Genomic DNA, 23,046 nt, shown 5'->3' with positions numbered 1-23,046 from the left:
TAACTTGTTACTAACTTAAAATTCAGTAAAAATTGGCGTTGTTCAACTTGTGGATAAATATGTGAGTAACTTTCGTATATTATTGATTTTCTGTTATGATTTATGTGTATAAGTAAGGTGTTTAGAGTGTTAGTAATTTTCTTTTATGGAAAATACTTTACCATCATGCATTGTTACACAACTATGTATATGTTGTTGAAAAAGTTGTTGATCAATTGTTGGTATTTTATATCAACAAATAATTCACAAATTAATTTGACATTATTCACATGCTTATTAAACATTTAATAACAGTTTTCTTGATAAATCTAATCTGAAAACGTTTTTGCCATTACAGGGAATAAATTGAGTAAAAAAAGAACCTTAGTAGAAAAAATAGCATATAGAATTTTTCTCTTCCTTTTCAAAAAAGCTTCTGTGTTGAAAAAGTGTGCGACTGAGGCATTAATGAAAGATCTGCCAGACCTTAATATATTTAATGGTCTATTAAAATTCCGCGATTGTGGTATAATGGATATAATGACTCCACGTACAGAGATATGCGCAGTAGACATTGAGTCAAGCGAGCGTGAAATAATAAAGAAGATAAAAAACACTTGCCACACTAAAATACCAATTTATAAAAATAACTTTGATAACGTAATAGGCTTTTTTTATGTAAAAGATGTTATTTTTAATAGGGATAAAAATTTTAATCTGAAACATATTATACAAAGCGTAATATTTGTTCCACCCTCGATGAAGACAACTAATCTTTTTGTTAGGATGAACTCTTCTAAATCATGCTTAGCTATCGTATTGGATGAATATGGTGGAACTGATGGTTTAATTTCAATGACTGATCTTATAGAGGAACTAATACCAAACATTGATAGTGAAAACGAAATAAATTCAGAATATACCATTACTGAATTGTCTCAAAATAAGTTTGAAGTATCAGCAAGGGCTCTTATAAAAGATATAGAAGAGGATCTAAAAATAGAATTACGTGACCCTGAAGAAGACTATGTTACACTTGGTGGTTTGATTCTTTCGATTGCTGGTAAAGTGCCTTCTGTAGATGAAGTCATTAAATATAAAAATGGTATGAAGTTTATCATCAAAGATGCAAATGAGCGCTACATTAATAAAATAGTACTAGACTTAAGTGATTACAAAAATTAGATTTGGTACCCCTTGTCGGGGAATGCCTTGACACGAAGAAAAAGTTGTAATAACCAAATATGCAACTCAAGTTATAGTTAAACCTATTTCCAGCAAATTATTTTCGCAAGTATAATGCATTTCAGTGTTATAGTACTCTAATAATAAAGAGGTCATATAGATATTAATATCTTTTGTATTTAAATTAGTGTCATTTTTTTTGATTAATTTGTCTACTAATGATTTGCTTATTGGTTTGTGTTCATTTAGAATTTTTATAGTTAATAGCATTTTATCTTCTGTTTGACTCAGTAAAACAGATACTAGTTCAACTTCCGCCACTGCACTGGCTATAGTTAGCACCATATTAGAAATTATCTTATTTATCTTTTCAATTAAATCTTCCTTATTTTTTGCAGAGTATGCGTCTATTTTCCACGTAAGCTTTACTTTTTTTTTAATAAATAATTTTCGATATTAGATTTGGTCTTATCAAAGCTATAATTATCCATTGAAGAAGAATATGCCTGCTTCATAACTTTATGTTTATATATTAAATCATCGGAGCTTTCTTTAAGAAACAACAACGCTTCCTTCTGCGCATCAGCATCATTCTTATCTATTACTTCAAGCTCTTCTACGCCAAACGTTATTCCATTCATAGAGTTAGCAAAGTCATGAAGCAGCCGTCCTGATAGCAGTTCCGTTATTAACAGTATGTTTTTGGTATTTTCGTTCATTGGATAATTATAAATGATTTAAGTTACCCTATATTGGTAAGTATATAATAGTCAATTAAGAGAAAGTTTCGTTGCACTTTTTATATCAAGGCATTAATATAGTATTAACAATTTTAAAATTTATAAAAGGATTATGAATACTTATACCAGATCAGGAATAGATATTGAACTATATAATAAGTTAATAAAAGAAGTCAAGCCTATTGCTCAAGAAACTACTAGAGAAGAAGTAATCAGCGAAATAGGTTCATTTTCTGCGTTATTTGATTTTGCTGCACTAAGTAAGAAGTATGACCATCCAGTACTCGTTTCCTCAACTGATGGAGTAGGTACGAAACTGTTGATAGCTCAAGAAGTGAATAAACATGATACTATAGGTATAGATTTAGTTGCAATGTGTGTAAATGACTTACTTGCACAAGGAGCAACGCCTTTGTTTTTCCTTGATTACTTTGCAACAGGCGTTTTGACCAAAGATGTTTTATTATCTGTGGTTAAGGGCATTGCAGAGGGGTGCAAGCAAGCTAAAATAGCATTGGTTGGTGGGGAAACTGCAGAAATGCCTGGAATGTATGGTAATAATCACTATGACCTTGCAGGGTTTGTGGTTGGTGTAGTTGATCGAAAGCAAATTCTTCCAAACTGTAGTATGATGAAAGCAGGTGATTATATAGTTGGCTTAGAGTCAAGTGGAATTCACTCAAATGGGTTTTCTTTAGTGCGCCATGTTTTCAAAAGCTTAGGTATAAATTATAACGATACATCTCTATGGAATAATAAATCTTGGAGTGAAATACTACTTGAACCAACAAAAATATATGTTGATTCTTTGCTGCCTATCATGTCACAAGTAAAAGGTATTGCGCACATCACGGGTGGTGGTTTGGTAGACAATATTCCGCGAATTCTTCCAAAAAACTTATTTGCAAACATAGACATTAATTCCTGGAAATGGCCAGATATATTTTTATGGCTAACAAAGGAGGGTAAAATAGAGAAGAAAGAAATGCTAAAAACATTTAATTGTGGTATTGGTATGGTATTGATCGTAAGTTCTGAGAATATGCAAAACGTGAAAAATCATTTCCAAAAACGTGGAGAAAAAATTGAAATTATTGGAAAACTTGATGAGGCATGTAACCCTCCACTTGATAGAGTAGTATTTAGTTAACCTAACTTTACTGACAGTCTTTTTGCAACTTCTAGGTATGCTTCCTTTAAATCTCCTAAATTCAAACGAAAGACGTCTTTATCTAGCTTTTTATAAGTATTTTTATCCCATAACCTGCAGTTATCAGGGCTGATTTCATCGGCTAAAATGATTTTAGTACTGTCATTTATCAATCTGCCAAATTCCAATTTAAGGTCAACTAGATCTATGCCTGCATTTGAGAATAAATCAGTTAGGATTTCATTGATCTTTAAAGTTGTAGTTTTTACTTCATCCATTTCTTTGCTAGATAGCCAATCAAAATACAGTATGTGATTTTCATTTACCATTGGGTCGGCTAGGTCATCATTTTTGTAAAAAAACTCGATTATAGGAGATGCAAGCCTCTCACCTTCTTTGATATTAAAACGTTTGCAAAAGCTGCCAGCTGCAACATTTCTAACTACCACCTCAAGAGGTATTATCTTGAGCTTTTTGACTAGCTGTTCTCTTTCATTCAGAGTTTTTATAAAATGCGTGCTAATTCCTGCTTCTTCGAGCTTTTCCATGATAAAAGCACTAACATGATTATTAATTATTCCTTTGCCCTCAATAATTTCATATTTTTCCTTATTGAATGCTGTGACATCATCTTTAAAGTGCTGTATGACAGTTGATGAATCTTCAGTTTCAATAATGGCTTTCGCTTTACCTTCGTATATCGTTTTATTCAGTGACATGTTTAATTTAACTATATATTATATCAATTTACTGTTCTTAGAGTATAGCCCCAAATAACTTAAAATAAACCTTAATGGCATTCAATGTTACAATATTAACCATATTTCCAGAAATGTTCCCGGGGTTTTTGAACTATTCTCTTGCCGGAAAAGCGTTAGAAAAAAAAATATGGAACCTTGAAGTAATAAATATTCGTTCTTTTGCGAAAGATAAACATTCAACTGTGGATGATGTTCCATATGGAGGTGGAGCAGGAATGGTTATGCGTTCTGATGTAGTTGGTGATGCAGTAGATAGTATGCTCTCTGTTCATAAAAACACTAAGTTTATTTACATGACTCCATCTGGAACTAAGTTTAATCAGAATATTGCCAGAGAATTATTAGAGTTTCCTCATATAACAATATTGTGTGGTCGATTTGAAGGTATTGACCAAAGGATAATTGATGCGTATACTCCTTATGAGTTAAGTATTGGAGATTATATACTTTCAGGAGGTGAGCCAGCTGCAATGGTGGTTCTTGATGCATGCATTAGACTTCTTCCAGGTGTAGTAAATAATACCGATAGTATTACTGAAGAAAGTTTTAATTATGGTGGTGGTGTACTTGAATATCCTCAATATACTAGACCTGAGCAGTGGAAGGGATATAAAGTACCTGAGGTTTTGTTATCTGGCAATCACAAAAAAATAAGTGATTGGAGGCAGAAGCAGTCTCATGTTATAACAAAAAAGCGTAGGCCTGAATTATTGAGTGGAGAGATAAATGACAAATTTACTTAAAAAATTTAACGAACAGCAAATGCAAGTGTTAGCTAAAGAAATACCAGAATTTCGTCCTGGCGATGATTTGAAGGTCACTTTTAAAGTAGTTGACGGTACAAGTGAACGTATACAGATATTTGAAGGTGTATGTATATCAAAAAGGAACCGCGGGTTACATTCTTCTTTTGCAGTCAGAAAAGTTAGCCATGGAGAAAGTATAGTGTCTCAGTTTTTTGTTTATTCTCCTGCACTGGTTTCAGTGCAAGTGACAAGAAAAGGAAAGGTTCGTAGAGCAAAACTGTATTATCTGTGCAAACTATTTGGAAAAGCTGCAAGGATCAAAGAACGTACTACTTATGTTAAAAAGAAATCTAAGTAGATACAATAGGGAATGACATCAACGGTTATTAAACTGGACGTTTGTACAGCTGTGGGCTTGACGATGGGATCCAGGAAAAATAAATGAGTATAAAGAAAAAATTCCTTAAATTACTTCAGTCAAGGCGTGTACATGCTCGTATAAAAAGGAAAAATAAAAAGAACAGAGCGCTACGCTTTTGTTCTTTCACGGCACTAGTTATCTCACTTGGCTGTCCTGTGTGTATATTGTTGAGTATATTAGTTAACTCTTACAGTGCCTTAACAGTAACGAAAATTTTATTGCCAGTTGAAATAAATGCTGATCTTACTTTGGCGAGTAATCCTAGTGATTTGCGGTATAAGTCCATTGGCTTACTCAACGATTCTTTACGTAAGGTGTTTGGAGGAACTGATTTTAAAGACGGTGACGAAATTTTAAGTCGTAATTCTTACAAAGAACTAGAGAAATTTTTTCGTAAGAAAGTAAAAGATAGTGGTGAATATGAGATCTGGTTTACCGCGTCAAGTATAATTAATTCAATAAATAAAGATAAATATTTGAATGATCGTTATGCTAAATTACTTGATTGGCTAAAAGAAAAGAGGAGAGTGAAAAAATTTTTTAATAAGTCTTTATTCCTTAAATCTGACTCTCGTGAACCTGAGAATGCAGGGATTTTAGGAGCGTTTATCGGTTCATTAATGACAATTATAGTGTGCCTAGCATTAGCATTACCAATAGGAATTATGTCGGGCATCTGTCTTTACGAATTTATGCCTAAAAATAGGCTAATGACTAATATTGTAGAAATTAGCATAAATAATCTTGCTGCAGTGCCTTCAATAATATTTGGTGTAGTGGGCTTAACTCTCTATCTTGGCATATTTGGGCTACCACGCTCTTCACCACTTGTTGGTGGAATGACTCTTTCATTTATGATGTTACCTAATATTATAATTGCAACAAAAAATGCCTTTGCGAATGTTCCTATTACGATAAAAGATGCAGCGTTTGCGCTCGGTGCACCTCACATCAAGGTGATATTAGATCACTCTTTACCGATTGCGTTACCAAGAATAATACATGGTACTGTGCTTGCAATTGCAAGGATTTTAGGTGAATCTTCTCCTTTACTTATGATGGGTATGGTGGCATTTATTGCTGATACACCTACGTCCTTTTTCGATCCGGCAACTGTTCTACCTGTGCAAATATACATATGGTCAAGCAATCCTGAAATTGCATTTGTTGAACTTGCTGCTATCGCAATTATAGCTTTATTATTGGTGTTATTTGCGTTAAATTTAGTAGCAAATTTTGTAAAAAGGAAATTCGAATTTTTTAATTTTTAGCAATTCATGAAAATCACAGTCCTATCTGGTTATGGCTTAAATTGCGAAAAAGAAACTGCATTTGCATTTATGGAATGCAGCAGAAAACTTGGTATTGGTAATATTGAAGTAAAAATCGTTCACATTAACGATATCATAGATAATCCAGGTGAACTGAAATTAAGCAATATACTTGCAATTCCAGGGGGTTTTTCCTATGGTGATGACACTGGTGCTGGTAATGCATTTGCTTTACGCATTAAAAACAACTTGTTGGATGAGTTTCAAGAGTTTTTATCTCAGGACAAGCTGATTATAGGAATATGTAATGGTTGTCAGATATTAGTAAAATTAATTCCAGAGTTCTCTAATCTAGCTTTAATCCATAATGATATAGGCAATTATCAATGCCGTTGGATTAGAGTGAGAGTTAATTCAAAGAGTAATTCTGTTTGGCTACGGGGCCTGAGTGAACTATATCTCCCTATTGCTCATGGGGAAGGCAAATTTTTTATGGATCAAGATACTTTGAACCAATTGATTGAGAGCAATTCCGCCGCATTACGTTACATTGATGAAAATGGCAACTACGCTAACCTACAATTTCCTCACAATCCAAACGGATCTACATACGATCTGGCAGCTTTATCAGATAAAAGTGGGAGAGTATTGGCTTTAATGCCCCATCCAGAAAGGGGAATATTTTTTACTCAGCAAGATAATTGGCCTCTTGAAAAAGAAAAATGTAAACGTTTAGGAGTGGCTATGCCAAAATATGGTGATGGAATGCTTATATTTGAAAATGCACTGAAGTATTTTTGTTAAAATTTATTGATAGGGATTTATGGTCGAAATTATCCCCTGATATTGCAAAAAACTTGCTTGACAAGCCTTGCCAGTCCCCTTATCATGAAACTGAAGCTATTTATTTATCTTCTCTGTACAGATTAAATGACAAAAAAACTCACGTATCTGGCGTCCCATGTTTAATTTTTTGCACTATGTGCATCTTATGTCTTTATAAAATTTCTAGGTTTTTACCTAATATAAGCTGAAATGCGCTTATAAAGCATTTAAAACATCAAAAAACGCCGATTTAAAAAATGGATAGTGAATAACTAGCTACCCTAGGGTTTCTTTTGCCTTTTTTTTATTTGGTAAATTTCTTAATATTTATAGCTAAACAACAACCGTCATCCCGCTACTTATTAGCGGCTGAGATACCGCAGCAGTATGACGGTTCGCGGCGGCATAGTAATTCGTCATCCTGCTGCTTGTTAGCGGGATCTATGTTAAGGTATAGTAGGGGATCTATGTTAAGAGATACCGCGAATGAATCGCGGTATGACGGTGTAGATGATGGTTAAGTAATTCGTCATCCCGCTACGTGTTAGCGGGATCTATGCTTTGAGATACCGCGAATGAATCGCGGTATGACGGTGTAGATGATGGTTAAGTAATTCGTCATCCCGCTGCTTGTTAGCGGGATCTAGAGATACCGCGACGTCTCACCTATAGCCTTCAGTGCTCCTTTTTTTGTCATCCCAGCGTCACGCGTTGGTTTCAACATTATATCATGAACTTTCTAAAATTCATTGAACTGTGCTTTCAAACGGTGGTGCCGGGGTGTGAGTATAATGATTATCAGTATATAAAAGTCATAGCAGACAGACTTGAAGCGGCAAATGTTGGCAAAATGAGGCGAATAATATTCAATATGCCTCCGCGTTCAATGAAGTCCCTGTGCGCTAGTGTTGCGTGGCCCGCATGGATACTGGGAAATCAGCCAACTGCAAGAATAATAGTTGCAAGCTACTCTCGGCTGCTTAGCGAAAAGCACTCGCTCGATACAAGATGCATAATGCAGTCTAGTTGGTATAGAGAGCTGTTTCCAGAGGTAGAACTATCCAAAGATCAGAATACCAAATACAAATTTCAAACAGTGCAGAGAGGATACAGAATTGCAACGTCCGTTGGAGGGACGTTAACAGGTGAAGGTGGTGATTTCATCATCGTGGATGATCCACTGAGTCCCGCCCAAGCTTTGAGTGAAACGTTTAGAAAGCGTGCTACAAATTGGTTTGACCAGACTCTAGTAACCAGGCTCAACGACAGAAAAAAAGGAGTAATTGTTCTTGTGATGCATAGGCTACATCAGGAAGATTTGACCGGACACCTTCTCTCCAAACCGAAAAACATATGGAACCATACTTGTTTACCGATGATATCTGAAAATAAGGAGATTATCTATTCAATCAAAAAGCCAGCGCCTCCTTTTCTTGTTCCTGTCACCCGAGTAACTACAAATGAGTACAAAAGCTGGATTACAGCATCAAGTGCTAGAATGACACCACCCGTAATATTATACTCAAGAGAAGAAGGTCAGTTGCTATATCCCCTCGATGGAGGAAAAGAAGAAGTTGAGATGATAAAGGTTGAACTTGGAAGTTACGCTTTTGCTGCACAATATCAACAAAACCCTCTGCCACTTTCAAGTGGTATAATTAAACGAGAGTGGCTGAAGCGCTATAGAAATTTTTCTGATAGTCTCTCATATGTCACTCAGAGCTGGGACACTGCAGTTTCAACAAGCAGCATGAGCAACTTTAGCGTCTGCACCACCTGGACAAAAGTGGGCAATAAATTCTATTTACTCGATGTATATCGCGCAAAGCTTGAGTATCCAAAGCTTAAAGAGCAAGTTCTGTCACTAGCTGCAAGATGGACACCGCACGCAATTTTAATCGAAGCAAAAACAAGTGGTCAGCAATTGGTGCAAGAGCTAAAGACAAACAGTGATTTACCAATTATCGAAATAGTACCACATGATGACAAACTCACTCGATTTTATCAAATTGTTCCGATTATAGAGTCTGGCAAGGTTTTTCTGCCGCACCAAGCAGTATGGCTGAACGATTTTGAGTATGAGATTTTAATGTTTCCTGAAACTCGACACGATGATCAAGTGGATAGTACCGTGCAATATTTGCAGTGGGTGAGAGATAGTAGCTCTAGGGTCGCAGCTTTACGGGCATTGTGATTTAAGCCTACCAGATCCAAGTAGTCAGCTACTTGCATGACACCCTAACAACCGTCATCCCGCTACGTGTTAGCGGGATCTAGAGATACCGCGAATGAATCGCGGTATGACGGTTCGTGGTGGTATGACAGTTCGTGGCGGTATGACGGTTCGCGGTGGCATGACGATAACTTCGTCATTCCGCTATGTGTTAGCGGCTAAGAGATACCGCGGCGGTATGACGGTCTGCGGCGGAATGACGGTTAAGCAATTCGTCATCCCGCTACTTGTTAGCGGGATCTCTTGTTAGCGGATGAGATACCGCGAATGAATCGCGGTATGACGGTTAAGTACGTGTTAGCGGCTAAGAGATACTGCGGCGGCATGACGTAGAGCTCGCGTTAGCTATAAGATTAGCTAAATTCTGCACGTCCATAAAAAACAAACCTTCTTTTTCGTCTTGAACGCTAATAATAGCGTGAGTGTTAAAAGGTAAAGGATCATTTGTATGTCCATGGCCTACCCCTTTCATTGTAAATACAGGAAAGTTAACACTTTTTGCAAACCTTTCTTTTACAACTTCAACAAGGTTATCGTTATAGCAGTTAACGAAATCCCCAAAGATTACTGCATGTACTCCATCAAAGATGTGAGCTTGTTTTAGGTGATCTAAACTGCGCTCTATTGCGTATGGGTAGACTCTTATGTCCTCTAAAAATAGAATTTTACCTTTCGCATTTATTTGCCAAACAGTTCCTATACTGTTTTCAACTAAAGTCATATTACCACCGATGATTTTAGACTTTAATCTGCCATCTTTTAGTCTAATGCCATTATTTATCATCTTTAGCTTATCAAATCTGATAGAATCCTGCTTGTTAAGAATTAACTCTTTCAATTTTTTAACAGAGCTTTCAGAAATGGAGTTATTTACTATCATTTCCAACATGGTGCCGTGAAGAGTTTGCCAATTATATTTAGCTTGTAGATAGGTGTGCAAGGCAGTTATATCGCTATAGCCTATGAGGATTTTTTTGTTTTGAGCAATCCTTTCTTTTTTATCATTGGGTAACTTTTCTAGATAGGGAATTAACCGAGAAGCCCCTTCTCCTCCTCTGATACACCAAATTATTTTACTGTCATTAGTTAGTGCACTAATCAAATCATTTGCTCTGAATTCATCAGAGTTGGAATAAAATGGATTATCATTACTATATATTTTCTCCGAAATATGGGGATTAAAATCCAAAGCTTCTACATATTCTTTTATAGTAGTCAGATCTGATTCTTTTCCCTTCGAAGAAGGAGCAATAATATCAACTTGGTCGATTGCATGAATACCTGTGTTAGCACATAAAGTGAGAATGAAATATAAAAGGTAAACAATCATTAAAATATCTTATAAAACTCTTTTTTTAGTATATCATCCAATTCAGAGAGTGGAACTTTCACTCCTAGTTCTTCCATTGACGTGACGCCATAATCTTGCAGTCCACAAGGAATAATACCCTTATAATGAGAGAGGTCTGGAAAGACGTTAAGCGCTATGCCATGATAAGTTACCCATTTTCTTAAACGGATACCAAAAGCTGCAATTTTTTTTTCTACTCCGTTATGGTTTACCCAAATACCTATTCTATCTTCTCTAAACTCTCCAAGTATATTAAATTGCTTTAAAACATTTATGATCCACTTACTTAGATCTCTAATATATAGCTTTATATCGCATTTGTTTCTTTTTTTAAGGTTTAACATTAAATATATAATGCGCTGTCCTGGACCATGATATGTGTGTTTACCACCCCTTCCTGTTTTATATATGGGAAATAGTTTTTCAACAATATCATCAGCTGTTGCACTGATTCCTGCAGTATAAAGTGGAGGGTGCTGGAGTAGCCATACCAATTCGTCTGCTGAATTATTGTGAATTTGTTGAATTTTCTCTTCCATGGATTTTACAGCACAGTTATAATCAATAAGCTGATTAGATATTAGCCATTCTGTCATATTCTATTTCTTTTTTTTTAGTATAGCAGTTCGTTTTTTCCTGTTATTCCAGTGTGTGACACTGGGCGCAGCCTTTCTTATTCCTAATATACTTAATACTAACTTCTGTGCTATTTCTCCTTAACAAACATAGTACATGACAAATGTTTAATTATTTGTCAACACAGGTCCTCTTTACGTATAGGCAACTTTTTTTATTGAAAAATTCAGAAAAATGTTGTATAATTATTAGTAGATTTTAGGTAAAATATATGGCAAACTCAAAATTTAGCATAACTTTCAACAACGAAATTTCAGAGTGTCTTGCTGGACTGGCTAAAATAAGAAATAAGTCCATTAAAGAACTAGCAGAGAAGCTAATACAAGAAGCAATTGAAAATGAGGAAGATAAAATACTAATTGAGCGTGCTGCTAGACGTAATGTTTCAGGTGTGAAGAAAATTAGAAGTGAGGATGTAGACTGGAATACAATATTATCTTCATAGAAAGCGTTCTTGAGAAAGACCTTCCAGCTCTTCCAAAAACAATAAGATTAAGGATCATAAATGCGATAAATAAGCGCCTTACAGTTGATCCCATTAACCTTGGTGAGCCATTATATTACAGATTTAAAGGACAAAGAAGATTAAGGGTAGGTGATTATCGCGTTATCTATTCCGTAAATATTATAAAATATGAAGTGGTTATCACAGAGATAGGACACAGAAAAGATATTTATAAGTAAGTACATCATATAAATATTAAATATATTTTTACTCCTTCCTGATTCATTTTCTACCTTAGGTGGCTTCGCTCAGCTCAAAAAAAAAGCTCATTCTTTTTGCTACCCCTTATTGTGCCTGCCATTTAACTACTGTGTAGAGATTGCTCTCAAACATAATGTTCGTACGTTAGTATATCCTTCCTGTGACACCAATTGATATAATTCTACCACAAATTCAATTTTTTAGGAGGCACATATGAATTTCAACATCTTTCAAAGAAAAAAAAGCGCAGTATTTACTAAATATTCTGCTTTGCAACTAATGATGGAGCCAAGTTGGAGTAAGCGTGATTATGTAAGTTTTGCTGAGGAAGGTTACATAAAAAATGTTATTGCCTTTCGAGCAATCAATATGATTGCAAGTGCTGCATCTTCGGTACCTCTTACTCTCTGCCAGCTTACTGAACAGGGAAAATCGCAACTAAAAGCCCATCCATTACTGAAATTACTTTATTCTCCTAATCCAATGACATCAAAATCGGAATTTATTGAGGGGATTGTAACTTATCGGTTAGTTAACGGCAATTCTTATATATTGATGGTTGAGTCGCAGAACAATAGAAAACCACCAACAGAGCTTTATCTTCTGCGCCCCGATAGGGTTGAAATTGTTCCAGGGAGAAATAACGTTCCTTATAACTATCGTTATGCCATAAATAACAACAGTTATGACTTTAAAGTTGATAAACTAACCGGACGTTCAGCAGTGTTGCACCTAAAGACCTTTAACCCTTTGAATGATTGGTATGGGTTATCACCAATTGAGGCGGCTGCATATAGTATAGATCAGCATAATCAGGCTGGTGCTTGGAATCAAGCGATGTTGCAAAACGGAGCAAGACCAAGTGGTGCAATAGTTGTAAAATCAGCAAAAGATGGAAGTGGTGGAAGTTTAAGTCAAGAGCAGTACCAACGCTTAAAAGCACAGATAAATGATCATTATTCAGGTCCTGTCAATGCTGGGAGGCCGATATTGCTTGAAGGAGGCTTGGAGTGGAAAGAAATGAGCTTATCACCAAGGGATATGGATTTTATTGAGTCCAAACACAGTTCAGCTCGTGATATTGCCCTGGCTTTTGGCGTTCCGCCGCAGTTGCTTGGCATACCAGGTGATAACACTTATAGCAATTTAGTCGAAGCACGCTTGTCCCTTTGGGAACAGACGGTTTTACCAACGCTAGAAAATATTATCTGTCACCTGAATTCTTGGCTAACACCAAAATTTGGTGAAGATCTGTGCTTGTCGTACGACAAAGATGCAATAGAGATTCTCATGGAAAAGAGACAAAAGTTGTGGAAATACGTAGAAAACGCAAGCTTCATGACGCTCAACGAAAAGAGAGAAGCATTTGGCTTGCCACCACTGCCAGGTGGTGATGAGTTAGGTTAAGTTTGTACCCGTTCAGATGAGTTCATTGTCTCCTAAACCGTACGCCTAAGTAAATCAACTATTTTTCTTGCCAACCAGAGCGGTGAAGATTTGGTCTACATCAAAACTCATCTTAGGACGCCAAATAGGGCTATCCAAATGCATATCGATATAGATTGGATTACTATAATTTGGTGGTATGAAAAAGAACCTGAATATAGAAGCTAAAGCGAAGTTAGATAAGGTTAAATTAGAAGAGATTGACCCTGATGCTTGATCAATCCCGAATTGTAAACTAGTTGAACATATACCACTCTTAATACTTGCTTTTCCGCTAATATTTTCAAAAGATGTTTTACCGTTATATATATCAACATAAGCAAGTGTGGAAATTTCAGATTTATTCTTACTGCTTAACAAATTAGTGATAAATGAATTGAAATCTACATTAGTAACTTCTATTCCTTGCGCTTGTAAGTTTACATCTCCTGATAAGTTACTAGCCCAATCATGAAAACTTTTTCCTTGAGTTTTGATTTCACCATTTAAGCTTACCTGACCATTTACATTGTCAATTCCTATAACCTTACCAATCTTTTTAGTGTCCAAATTTACAATAGAAAACCTTGTATTTATTGAGTCTGATCTTAAATAACCCTGAAAAAACACTTGCCCGTGTTCTAATACGTAACTTGCCTGCCTGATAGTGATAGTGTTGTTTCTCATTACCGCATCCAAATTAAAATCTTTTAAAACATTCTGCTCGGTTTTAAATTCTGCAGTATTGATTTGCACATTTGCATCAAAGCCTTCTTTATCATCCAAAAAATCAAGCTGCTTTGTTGACCATTGAATTTGATCTATCTCATTTCTTGAATTTCTTTTCGTCTCTACTAAATTCGGTAATTTAAAGATATTTCCATTAAATTTACTGCCCGTAAGGTTAACATCTAATAAAGGTTTGGCGTATTTTTGATCTGCTAATATTTTTGCATTACCGGTAATATCGAAATCTTCTCCAGATAGTTTTATTTTATCTGCAACTAGCTTACCTTTTTCCATTTTCAGCAAAAAATCCAAATTTTTAATTTTCGTATCATTCAATGTAAGGTTATTAACACGGGCCTTTATATTTGCATCATACTGAAAATTTTTCAGCCATTGCATTTTAGGTAAACTGCTAAATAATGAATGATCATATTTATCTGCATCAAGATTATGCATGCTAAATTCACCATTGACCACATTGTGTTTTTTTGTATGGCTTACTCTAATTGACCCTTGCAAGGATTCCTTATTATTTAGCAGTCTAATGTCTGAGATAGATAATATTCTTGGTGCAAGGTGCAGTTTAGAACTTAGTGTAAATTGATTTTTCTGGTTTTCTTTCATCTTTATAGAAGGGAAAAAACATGAAATGAATGACTCAAAATCATTTCCTTCGACTAATAAATCACCGTTGAATTCAGATAGGACATTATTGTTTGAGATCTCTCCTGATAAGTAAGATATATTATTGATTCCAGGAAATTTAAGAAGCGTATTAACTTTTACTTTGCCATCAGTGGATTTTAGTACAGCACGGAAATTGTCCAATATTTTGTTTTGATATTGAATGTTAGAAGCTTCCATATTAAAATTTAAGCTCAAGTTCTTTGGCACAACTGCTCTAAAACATTCCAGAAGATCCTTCATATTCATTGTTCTTTGTGAATCATTTTGTATGGAATCTAAATCAACTTTACTGAAGCTAATATTGAAATTAGTGTGATTGCCTTTTCTATCATTTTGTATTGTACCGCTGGCTTGCATGCTTTTGGAATCAATTTTTAAGTCAGTTGCCGTAAACTCACTTTCATTAAGACTTATATTGGATGATATCTTGATATTTTCGCTAGGAATAACACAAGAGAGAAAGCTAAGATTAATGATTTTTGCTAAATCACTCACAGAACCGGAACTGTTATTAATTGTTAATGTTAAATTACCCTGGAGTTCTTCTTGATTTCTATTACCTGTAAATAGCAAATTTACAAAATTTGATTCAACACTAATGTGTACATTCCTTTTTGTGATATTAACCTTTCCTGAAAAATCGTAATTATTATCACCTACCTTTACTTTACCAAAAAACTGCTTATTTTTTTTTACAGCAACTTCCTTTATGTTAACAATATCAGCGAAATCATTCTTGAAACTTACTTGGCTGTCTTTTATTACTATATCGACTGTGTTACCACTGGCGTTTGTATTTATAATATTAAGTAAATTTTCTTTGTTGCTTTTCATGCCAAACAATGTGATTGACTTTGGTTGCAACGAAAATAAAAACAACGATAGGAACGATGGCCTTATTTCAATTTTTCTTACACTAATTAAATCTGACAACTTTTGCTCTTTATTTTCGTTGTATTGTACGTATACATTATAAATAGTGAGCTTTGGGGTAATCAACGAAACTTTAATTTTTCCCCCAATATGCACTTTAGCATCATACGTCTTCTCTAACTCTTTTATGATATATTTCCTGTAGCCACTCCAATCCTTAAAAGTTGCAGCAACATGCATGAGAATTAATAGCAGTGAGATTGATAATATAGCATATAAAGAAAGTCTCATAATTTACACATGCTTAAAGTTTCCCTTAAATATTAAATAGAGAATACCAAAATAAACAATAACACTCAAAGCTATTAAAGTCGTTAAATAAACAATACGAGCCAACATTTTATCAAAAAATAATCCTGCCAACAAAGAATTAAAAATATAAAGGGCTATTGACATGACTGCCGTTGCTACAAAAATTTTCATGACATTTAACAATAACGCTTGGCTAACCTTATACATTTTATTTATTGTTAAATAACTAATTAATAGAATAGAGTTTATCCAAGTGGAAACGGAAGTAGCAATAGCAATCCCCGTATGCTGATACTCGTTCATTAACAAAAGGTTTAGCACTACATTAATTCCAAGACACATTAGCGAAAATATGGTTGGTATTTTCAGATTGCCTTTAGCAAAAAATGTAGGTAGCAATACTTTATTTATAATAAATGCAGGTAAAGAAAGAGAAAATGCTATTAAAGTGGGAACAGTTTGCTGCACTGCATAATGATCAAACCGGCCGTAAGAAAAAAGCGTAAGTAAAATTATGTCGGGAATAATGATAAAGGCAGCAGTTGTTGGCATAATTAACATTAATCCTATGTTGAGAGCCTTGTTCTGTATTTTGACTATATTTTCAGTATTATCCACCTGTTTTGAAATTAAAGGAAGAAGCACTGTACCAATTGCAGTACCGATTATTCCCTGCGGTAGTTGATTTAGTCTATCGGCATAATATATATAGGACACCGCATTTGGTATAAAACTCGCCATGATTGTATCAATCCATAAGCTTATTTGAGTTACACAATTGTTGATAATTGCAGGTACCACACGCTTAAAAAACAACCTTACTTCATTGCTTAATTCAAGGCTAAAAGAAAAAGCTGCCTTTAACTTGTATGCACTAAATAGCATCAGCAACAATTGAAAAACTCCTCCTATCAGCACAGCTATAGAAAGGTTGTGCGCTGGAGTTTTTACGTAAGGCACAAATAAACTGATGATTAAACAGAGATTCAAAACAATTGGTGCAATAGCTGTTGAAGCAAAATGCTGCTTTACTTGCAGCATTCCACCAATAAGTGATGCAATTGAAACAAAGATTATGTAGGGCATCATAATTCTTGATAAAGTAACAGTAAGGGTAAACTTACTTTGGTCAAATCCAGGAGCAAAAATTTGAATCATATAAGGGGAGAAAGTTTGCATAATAAGGCAAAAAATTACTAAGATAATAAACGTAATGGATATTACACTACTTGCAAAATTAAATGCCTTTTTATTATCATATGATTCTGTCGAATATAACGGTATGAATGAGGTAGTGAACGCTCCTTCTGCAAAAAATGCTCGAAATAGATTGGCAAAGCGAAACGAAGAAAAAAATATGTCTGCAAGAGAGTTCGCACCAATAACCGTAGCAATTAATACATCCCTTATTAACCCTGAGATCCTTGAAATAGCCGTAAAAAAACTAAATGTGAAAATACTTTTAAACATACCACTACTTCATTAGTGTCAATACGATTAACTATAATGGTAAAAGTATCAATGAAAATATTTATTGGCTAAACTTAAAACCCTCTGCAAAAAGAGAGTTAAATAATCAATTGACTATTTGCGCTCTTATGTTAGAAATTTTATATCTTGGCGGGCGTAGCTCAGTTGGTAGAGCGTCAGTTTGTGGTACTGAATGTCGCCAGTTCGATCCTGGTCGCTCGCCCCACTAAAACCCGATAATTTGAAAAACCGTCATCCCGCTGCTTGTTAGCGGGATCTAGAGATACCGTGACGGTATGACGTGAGTTAGCTATACATTGGCCACTGATGATTGAAATAGTTAATTACTGTAAAATTTGACATTAACCGCTAATAGTTAGAATATTAGTAGAGTAAGAATTACTCAAGAAGGCATGCATAAATATGATGTAGTAGTAGTAGGTGGTGGTCATGCAGGGTGCGAAGCTGCTGCTGCTGCAGCTCGCCTTGGTGCAAACACGCTGCTTATAACTCATAAAATTTCAACTATAGGGGAAATGTCCTGCAATCCAGCAATCGGAGGAGTTGCAAAGGGTGTTGTAGTCAGGGAAGTTGACGCTCTTGATGGAATAATGGGAAGAGCAATCGATCAAGCAAGTATACACTCAGTCATTTTAAATAGCAGCAGAGGTGCAGCAGTATGGGGCCCGCGTGTACAGGCAGACCGAAAATTATACAAGCAAGCAATACAGGAAATTATTCTAAATTATAATAATTTGACGGTAAAAGAAGAGTCGGTTGACGATTTTCTTATAGAGAGTAATAACAATGGAGAATTGTGCATTAAAGCTGTAATAACAAGCTCAGGGGAGCATATACTGACAAGCAAAGTCGTTTTAACTACAGGGACTTTCCTGCAAGGTGTGATTCATATAGGAGAGCAAGCAACTCCTTCAGGGAGAATGGGAGATAAGTCTGCCGTAGAACTTGCAAATACGTTGAAGAAATATAATTTCAAATTAGGTAGACTGCGTACCGGAACTCCACCAAGGCTCGATCGTGGCACTATAAACTGGTCAATATTGCAAGAACAAGTGGGTGATAACCCACCTGTGCCGTTTTCTTACTTAACAGAAAAAATTAACCAACCTCAGGTATCATGCTTTATTACCCATACTAATGAAAACACGCATAAAATAATCAGAGAAAATCTCCACAGGTCAGCTTCTTCATATTTAGATGACGTTGTTGCACCAAGATACTGCCCATCAATTGAAGTTAAAGTTAAAAAATTTGCAGAAAAAAGTAGTCATCAAATATTTCTAGAGCCAGAAGGCCTGAATGATGATACTATATACCCGAACGGAATTTCAAATTCATTGCCTATTGAAGTGCAGTGTGAAATGATAAAGAGTATCAAGGGACTTGAAAATGCAGAAATACTAAGACCTGGATATGCAGTTGAGTATGACTATATTGATCCACGAGAACTAAGCCATACTCTTGAAACTAAGAAAATTAAAGGCCTATATTTTGCTGGCCAAATTAATGGCACTACTGGATATGAAGAAGCAGCAGGGCAAGGAATTATTGCCGGAATTAATGCAGCACTCTCTGCATCTGAAAAAAAAGAAAGCTTTGTTCTTCATCGCACAGACTCATATATCGGCGTAATGATAGATGATCTAGTCACCAAAGGGGTGATCGAACCTTATAGATTATTTACCTCACGTGCAGAATATAGGCTAGCTATCAGGTCAGACAATGCAGATAGAAGATTAACACAAAAAGGTTATGATATTTCCCTTGTTTCGCATGAGAGATACTCTGTTTTACAGAATAAACTTGAATCCATTAAGCAGCTTGAAGAGAAGTTAGGGAGTCTGACGATTACTCCTGAGCAGCTTAGGTCTTATGGTATCAAAATATCTTATGATGGGATAAGAAAAACGGCACTAGATTTACTTAGCTATCCAAACATCGACTGGAATAAATTACAAGAAATATGGCCGGAGTTAAGCAGCATCACGCGCTGGGATGGCACCGCAATGGGTAGCATAACTAAGAATGAAATATGCGAAGCGGTTGAAATTGAAGCAAAATACAAACCTTATCTAATAAGACAAGAAGCGGATATGAAGTTTTTACGAGAGGAAATTAACACTCAAATTCCAATTGATTTTAACTATTCACAAGTTAAAGGCCTGTCAAGTGAAGTAATAGAAAAGTTGCAGACGATAAAACCAGCGACGATTGGCATTGCAAAGCAAATACAAGGCATCACTCCTGCAGCGATAGTGAGCATATTAGTGTATTTGAGAAACAGGAAAACGAAAGTGGCTGCTAATTTTGTGTGAGGTGTTCTATGTCAAAAATCGAAGAATTTCGTTCTTTTATGCGTGCAATAAATGCTGAGGCGTTTATGTTGCACACCAAAGATGAATATTTAAATGAGTATTCAGAGGAGCTAACAAAGCTGTGTGGCTTCACAGGAACAAATGGGCTGCTCATTGTTACAAAAAACAACAAGTGCCCATTTTTTACGGATGGACGCTATATCACACAAGCTCACAATCAGCTCGATCAGGGCAATTTTCAAGTATATAATATACAAGAAGAGGATCCACGCGAATGGATAAAAGCAAACTTAACATCGACTGCCTCACTAGGTTATTATTTGCAATATTTTACCATAGAAGATATAAGAAAGTATGAGAATATCTGTAAATTAATACCCTGTTTAGCTGGAAAAAAAAGTGACTATCGAAAACAAGCAGTGGTTTTACATTCTATTGAACATGCTGGTGAAAGTAGTAAGGACAAATGTGAAAAAGTTGCCAAAAGCATAGATAAAGAAGCTGAAGCAGTGCTTTTAACTGATCCAAATTCAATTTCATGGTTATTAAATTTAAGAAATGAAAATGCTAAATATACTCCATGTATATTGGGCCGTGCTATATTGTATAAAAGCGGTAATGTTAATTTGTTTATTCAAGATAAAGAACATTCAACTATAGAAGCAAATTTAGGCAATCATATAAATATTTTTGATATTAGTGAGCTAGAAAATTCGCTGCACAAGCTAAATTCAATAGTCATGGATCCAAGCACAACTCCAATGAGTATCATGGCTGTAATAAAAGATAAACAGGTAGCTGAGAGAGAAGATCCTTGTCTAATTTATAAAGCAGCAAAAAACCAAACTGAAATAGCTGGGGCTATAAATGCGCATATCAGAGATGGAGTGGCAGTTACAAATTTTCTATCTTGGCTTGAAAATAATGTTGGTACAGAACTTGAAGCTGAAGAAAAGATTTTAGAATACAGAAAAGAGCAGAATTTGTTTAAACAATTGAGCTTTCCAACAATTTCCGCATTTAATGAAAATGGTGCAATAATTCACTATCGTGCAAGCAGTAAGACGAATAAGGTAATTCAGAAAAATGGACTATATTTGATTGACTCTGGTGGCCAATACCTTAGTGGCACAACTGATGTGACAAGAACTGTAGTAGTTGGTAATCCGACCAATGAGCAAATAATCCACTATACAATAGTGTTGAAAGCTCACATTGCTATAGCAAGTGTCATCTTTCCCCCCGGCACTACTGGTGGAGAATTGGATATATTGGCACGTACGCATTTATGGAAATTTGGAATGGACTATATGCATGGTACAGGGCATGGAGTAGGAAGTTACCTATCAGTACACGAAGGACCACAAGCAATATCAAAAAGTAATAAAGTGAAACTCACGCCAGGGATGATACTTTCCAACGAACCTGGCTATTACATTCCGGGAGAGTATGGAATAAGAATTGAAAATCTGATATATGTTGACAGGCAAGAGAATGGCTTCTTAAACTTTAAACAACTGACCTCTATTCCATATGATAGAAGACTAATAAATGTGCAAATGCTTACTAAGGATGAAATTGAATGGATAAATGGCTACCATCAATTTGTCTATAAAAACTTAGAAAATAGCGTAAAAGATAAGGAATGGTTAAAGAAGGTATGTGACCCTTTATAAGCAAAGGAGCATTTTTTATTATTTAAAAAGTATTAATGCAATTGTGACAGGTATTTTGTATTGTTTTTAATTTTAAAATAATATATAATAAAGAACACGTATTTTTAGGTAGGTTATAATTATGATAGACAAAGGGCAAGAAGATGAATTTATGAAGCAGTATATGGATACTTGCAAAGAGCAAATAGAAAAATTAGCCAAGGATCCTGAATTGCTTAATCAGACTTTAAAACCATTTATGCAAATGTCTCAGCAGCTTATGGCTGGCGGTATGTTAGAAGGGGCTATGCCTGGCATGATACCTGATTTGGGCAGTATGGATGTTAACAAGATGATTGCTCAGATGAAGGAAATGATTGACTACATAAGAGGTAACTATAAGGAACTAATGAAAGAGCATAGCTCGCAGATTCAAGAGCTTGATGAATCCAGTAAAAAGCTAAGAGGCTTAGTTAAAAAATTGATAGAAAAGATCGAAAGTAAATAAATAACATCTGGATTTCTGTCATTCTATATACAACTTTCTAGTTGGACGGTAAGTCGAGGTCAATTATTGATGCCATGCAAGTAGTGTAGCTACTTGCATGGCATTTATACCAGTTTTCGTAAATAAATAAGGTACGTTGCTTAAGGCTGCAGTTATAGTGAGGTATTTTTTCTAGTTTGTTTTCTTATTTCTGAGGTTTATAGCTAAGGTTTTCCCTACGTCATACCGCGATTCATTCGCGGTATCTCAGCCGCTAACGAGTAGCGGAATGACGGTTTTTCAAATCGTCGATGAACCTAAGTTACTTTATCTGTAGTATCGGGAACGTAATTGCACATTGGTTTTACAAATTTGAAAATTAGTGTTAAATAAAAATATAAACGCAAAAGGAAAAGAAATGATTGAACTTAAAGGCCCAGAAATTTGTGCAGGCGGAAATAAGAAAAATTTGATTATTTTTTTACATGGTTGGGGCTCAAGTGGCGATAATTTCATTCACCTTGCTAAAGTTATGAGCAAGTTTTTACTGGGTTCATATTTTGCAGTACCCAATGCTCCGTTTGAAAGAGAAATAGGTGATGGTTATCAGTGGTTCAGCTTGGAAGATCGTAGTGAGGAAGCGCTATATAATGGAGTAAAAAATGCTACATCAATTGTAAATCATTTCATTGATACAAAATTAAAGGAGCTTAATTTAAAAGATACGCAACTTTCTTTAGTTGGATTTTCTCAAGGAGCAATGCTTGCAATACATACAGCTCTCACCCGCTCTCAATCCTGTGCATCAGTTGTTGCATACTCTGGTAGATTTCTTTCACCTTCAAAAACTGCACCAGAGATCAAGTCAAAACCTAACATATGTGTTATCCATGGTGATGCTGACGACGTGGTACCTTTTTCGTCCCTCGACTTAGCGGTTAAAGCTCTGAAAGAAAATGGAGTAAATGTTGAAGGACACCCAATTCATGCATTAGGGCATATTATTAATGAAGAGGGAATAAAATTAGGAGTAGAATTTATCAAGAAGAATTTTAAAAATTAATTTTC

21 protein-coding genes and 1 tRNA gene are annotated in these 23,046 nt (G+C 35.3%); 15 read left to right on the top strand and 7 right to left on the bottom strand.

Features of this window, described 5'->3' with window-relative positions; translation table 11 throughout:
• Positions 1-345: 345 nt before the first annotated feature.
• Positions 346-1,164 carry a transporter associated domain-containing protein gene (locus AAGD59_RS06890; RefSeq protein WP_007549273.1) on the top strand — a complete coding sequence of 273 codons (819 nt, stop codon included), beginning with the start codon at positions 346-348 and terminating at the stop codon, positions 1,162-1,164.
• A 66-nt stretch (positions 1,165-1,230) separates the two neighbouring features.
• Here the strand turns inward: AAGD59_RS06890 and AAGD59_RS06885 are convergent, their stop codons facing one another.
• Together AAGD59_RS06885 and AAGD59_RS06880 are read right to left on the bottom strand one after the other, a co-directional pair.
• A complete protein-coding gene (locus AAGD59_RS06885; RefSeq protein WP_233395610.1) occupies positions 1,231-1,575 on the bottom strand; it encodes a hypothetical protein in 345 nt (114 codons plus the stop codon).
• Between the two features lie 14 nt (positions 1,576-1,589).
• Entirely contained in the window at positions 1,590-1,883 is a 294-nt protein-coding gene (locus tag AAGD59_RS06880; RefSeq protein WP_006280049.1) for a hypothetical protein, read from the bottom strand.
• A 133-nt stretch (positions 1,884-2,016) separates the two neighbouring features.
• Between AAGD59_RS06880 and purM the strand changes: the two genes are divergently transcribed.
• A complete protein-coding gene (purM, locus tag AAGD59_RS06875) occupies positions 2,017-3,054 on the top strand; it encodes a phosphoribosylformylglycinamidine cyclo-ligase (RefSeq protein ID WP_007549277.1) in 1,038 nt (345 codons plus the stop codon).
• Here the strand turns inward: purM and purC are convergent.
• Positions 3,051-3,773 (bottom strand): phosphoribosylaminoimidazolesuccinocarboxamide synthase, encoded by a 723-nt coding sequence (purC, locus tag AAGD59_RS06870; protein WP_015589337.1) that lies wholly within the window; start codon positions 3,771-3,773, stop codon positions 3,051-3,053. The genes purM and purC overlap by 4 nt on opposite strands.
• Positions 3,774-3,847: 74 nt before the next feature.
• Between purC and trmD the strand changes: the two genes are divergently transcribed.
• The 5 genes from trmD to terL all read left to right on the top strand — a co-directional run bounded on the left by trmD (position 3,848) and on the right by terL (position 9,272).
• Entirely contained in the window at positions 3,848-4,558 is a 711-nt protein-coding gene (trmD, locus tag AAGD59_RS06865) for a tRNA (guanosine(37)-N1)-methyltransferase TrmD (RefSeq protein WP_007549279.1), read from the top strand.
• On the top strand, positions 4,542-4,919 hold the full coding sequence (rplS, locus tag AAGD59_RS06860) for a 50S ribosomal protein L19 (protein WP_006279489.1): 378 nt from the start codon (positions 4,542-4,544) through the stop codon (positions 4,917-4,919). The genes trmD and rplS overlap by 17 nt, the downstream gene beginning before the upstream one ends.
• An 83-nt stretch (positions 4,920-5,002) precedes the next feature.
• Entirely contained in the window at positions 5,003-6,253 is a 1,251-nt protein-coding gene (pstA, locus tag AAGD59_RS06855; RefSeq protein ID WP_015589336.1) for a phosphate ABC transporter permease PstA, read from the top strand.
• Between the two features lie 6 nt (positions 6,254-6,259).
• Positions 6,260-7,057, top strand: a complete 798-nt coding sequence (locus tag AAGD59_RS06850; RefSeq protein ID WP_141456644.1) for a phosphoribosylformylglycinamidine synthase subunit PurQ — start codon at positions 6,260-6,262, stop codon at positions 7,055-7,057.
• Positions 7,058-7,808: 751 nt separating this feature from the next.
• Positions 7,809-9,272 carry a phage terminase large subunit gene (terL, locus tag AAGD59_RS06845; RefSeq protein ID WP_265027894.1) on the top strand — a complete coding sequence of 488 codons (1,464 nt, stop codon included), beginning with the start codon at positions 7,809-7,811 and terminating at the stop codon, positions 9,270-9,272.
• A gap of 343 nt (positions 9,273-9,615) precedes the next feature.
• Here terL and AAGD59_RS06840 read toward each other — a convergent pair whose 3' ends face one another.
• Positions 9,616-10,641 (bottom strand): LD-carboxypeptidase, encoded by a 1,026-nt coding sequence (locus tag AAGD59_RS06840; protein WP_015589333.1) that lies wholly within the window; start codon positions 10,639-10,641, stop codon positions 9,616-9,618.
• Positions 10,641-11,258: a lipoyl(octanoyl) transferase LipB gene (gene lipB, locus AAGD59_RS06835; protein WP_141456645.1), complete on the bottom strand. Its 618-nt coding sequence runs from the start codon at positions 11,256-11,258 to the stop codon at positions 10,641-10,643. Before lipB ends, AAGD59_RS06840 begins: the two co-directional genes overlap by 1 nt.
• Before the next feature lie 251 nt (positions 11,259-11,509).
• Here lipB and AAGD59_RS06830 point away from each other — a divergent pair, with 251 nt between their 5' ends.
• The 3 genes from AAGD59_RS06830 (at position 11,510) to AAGD59_RS06820 (ending at position 13,411) form a co-directional block, all read left to right on the top strand.
• Entirely contained in the window at positions 11,510-11,743 is a 234-nt protein-coding gene (locus tag AAGD59_RS06830; RefSeq protein ID WP_012673333.1) for a DUF6290 family protein, read from the top strand.
• Positions 11,719-11,982: a type II toxin-antitoxin system RelE family toxin gene (locus AAGD59_RS06825; protein ID WP_080717643.1), complete on the top strand. Its 264-nt coding sequence runs from the start codon at positions 11,719-11,721 to the stop codon at positions 11,980-11,982. The genes AAGD59_RS06830 and AAGD59_RS06825 overlap by 25 nt, the downstream gene beginning before the upstream one ends.
• A 235-nt stretch (positions 11,983-12,217) precedes the next feature.
• A complete protein-coding gene (locus tag AAGD59_RS06820) occupies positions 12,218-13,411 on the top strand; it encodes a phage portal protein (RefSeq protein WP_015589331.1) in 1,194 nt (397 codons plus the stop codon).
• A gap of 54 nt (positions 13,412-13,465) precedes the next feature.
• Here the strand turns inward: AAGD59_RS06820 and AAGD59_RS06815 are convergent, their stop codons facing one another.
• The gene (locus AAGD59_RS06815) at positions 13,466-16,009 is read right to left on the bottom strand and encodes an AsmA-like C-terminal region-containing protein (protein WP_265027893.1); all 2,544 of its coding nucleotides are present in this window, start codon (positions 16,007-16,009) and stop codon (positions 13,466-13,468) included.
• A gap of 3 nt (positions 16,010-16,012) precedes the next feature.
• A complete protein-coding gene (gene murJ / locus AAGD59_RS06810) occupies positions 16,013-17,500 on the bottom strand; it encodes a murein biosynthesis integral membrane protein MurJ (protein WP_015589329.1) in 1,488 nt (495 codons plus the stop codon).
• A 150-nt stretch (positions 17,501-17,650) separates the two neighbouring features.
• Here murJ and AAGD59_RS06805 point away from each other — a divergent pair.
• The 5 genes from AAGD59_RS06805 (at position 17,651) to AAGD59_RS06785 (ending at position 23,041) form a co-directional block, all read left to right on the top strand.
• Positions 17,651-17,726, top strand: a tRNA-His gene (locus AAGD59_RS06805).
• A 187-nt stretch (positions 17,727-17,913) separates the two neighbouring features.
• Positions 17,914-19,836 (top strand): tRNA uridine-5-carboxymethylaminomethyl(34) synthesis enzyme MnmG, encoded by a 1,923-nt coding sequence (gene mnmG, locus AAGD59_RS06800; RefSeq protein WP_141456648.1) that lies wholly within the window; start codon positions 17,914-17,916, stop codon positions 19,834-19,836.
• An 8-nt stretch (positions 19,837-19,844) separates the two neighbouring features.
• Positions 19,845-21,512, top strand: a complete 1,668-nt coding sequence (locus AAGD59_RS06795; protein ID WP_015589327.1) for an aminopeptidase P family protein — start codon at positions 19,845-19,847, stop codon at positions 21,510-21,512.
• Positions 21,513-21,633: 121 nt separating this feature from the next.
• On the top strand, positions 21,634-21,999 hold the full coding sequence (locus AAGD59_RS06790) for a hypothetical protein (RefSeq protein WP_064125381.1): 366 nt from the start codon (positions 21,634-21,636) through the stop codon (positions 21,997-21,999).
• Positions 22,000-22,396: 397 nt separating this feature from the next.
• Complete coding sequence (locus AAGD59_RS06785; RefSeq protein ID WP_015589325.1) at positions 22,397-23,041, top strand: alpha/beta hydrolase; 645 nt, start codon at positions 22,397-22,399, stop codon at positions 23,039-23,041.
• Positions 23,042-23,046: the final 5 nt, after the last annotated feature.

The organism is Wolbachia endosymbiont (group A) of Cephus spinipes (assembly GCF_964026895.1).
Classification (GTDB): domain Bacteria; phylum Pseudomonadota; class Alphaproteobacteria; order Rickettsiales; family Anaplasmataceae; genus Wolbachia; species Wolbachia pipientis.
This window is presented reverse-complemented; position numbering and strand designations above follow the sequence as displayed.

Coding starts and splice junctions, on each gene's coding strand:
- AAGD59_RS06830 (WP_012673333.1), top strand. CDS start 11,510: ATGGCAAACTCAAAATTTAGCATAACTTTCAACAACGAAATTTCAGAG.
- purM (WP_007549277.1), top strand. CDS start 2,017: ATGAATACTTATACCAGATCAGGAATAGATATTGAACTATATAATAAG.
- AAGD59_RS06820 (WP_015589331.1), top strand. CDS start 12,218: ATGAATTTCAACATCTTTCAAAGAAAAAAAAGCGCAGTATTTACTAAA.
- trmD (WP_007549279.1), top strand. CDS start 3,848: ATGGCATTCAATGTTACAATATTAACCATATTTCCAGAAATGTTCCCG.
- AAGD59_RS06785 (WP_015589325.1), top strand. CDS start 22,397: ATGATTGAACTTAAAGGCCCAGAAATTTGTGCAGGCGGAAATAAGAAA.
- rplS (WP_006279489.1), top strand. CDS start 4,542: ATGACAAATTTACTTAAAAAATTTAACGAACAGCAAATGCAAGTGTTA.
- murJ (WP_015589329.1), bottom strand. CDS start 17,500: ATGTTTAAAAGTATTTTCACATTTAGTTTTTTTACGGCTATTTCAAGG.
- terL (WP_265027894.1), top strand. CDS start 7,809: ATGAACTTTCTAAAATTCATTGAACTGTGCTTTCAAACGGTGGTGCCG.
- pstA (WP_015589336.1), top strand. CDS start 5,003: ATGAGTATAAAGAAAAAATTCCTTAAATTACTTCAGTCAAGGCGTGTA.
- AAGD59_RS06790 (WP_064125381.1), top strand. CDS start 21,634: ATGATAGACAAAGGGCAAGAAGATGAATTTATGAAGCAGTATATGGAT.
- AAGD59_RS06850 (WP_141456644.1), top strand. CDS start 6,260: ATGAAAATCACAGTCCTATCTGGTTATGGCTTAAATTGCGAAAAAGAA.
- AAGD59_RS06795 (WP_015589327.1), top strand. CDS start 19,845: ATGTCAAAAATCGAAGAATTTCGTTCTTTTATGCGTGCAATAAATGCT.
- AAGD59_RS06815 (WP_265027893.1), bottom strand. CDS start 16,009: ATGAGACTTTCTTTATATGCTATATTATCAATCTCACTGCTATTAATT.
- purC (WP_015589337.1), bottom strand. CDS start 3,773: ATGTCACTGAATAAAACGATATACGAAGGTAAAGCGAAAGCCATTATT.
- AAGD59_RS06880 (WP_006280049.1), bottom strand. CDS start 1,883: ATGAACGAAAATACCAAAAACATACTGTTAATAACGGAACTGCTATCA.
- mnmG (WP_141456648.1), top strand. CDS start 17,914: ATGCATAAATATGATGTAGTAGTAGTAGGTGGTGGTCATGCAGGGTGC.
- lipB (WP_141456645.1), bottom strand. CDS start 11,258: ATGACAGAATGGCTAATATCTAATCAGCTTATTGATTATAACTGTGCT.
- AAGD59_RS06840 (WP_015589333.1), bottom strand. CDS start 10,641: ATGATTGTTTACCTTTTATATTTCATTCTCACTTTATGTGCTAACACA.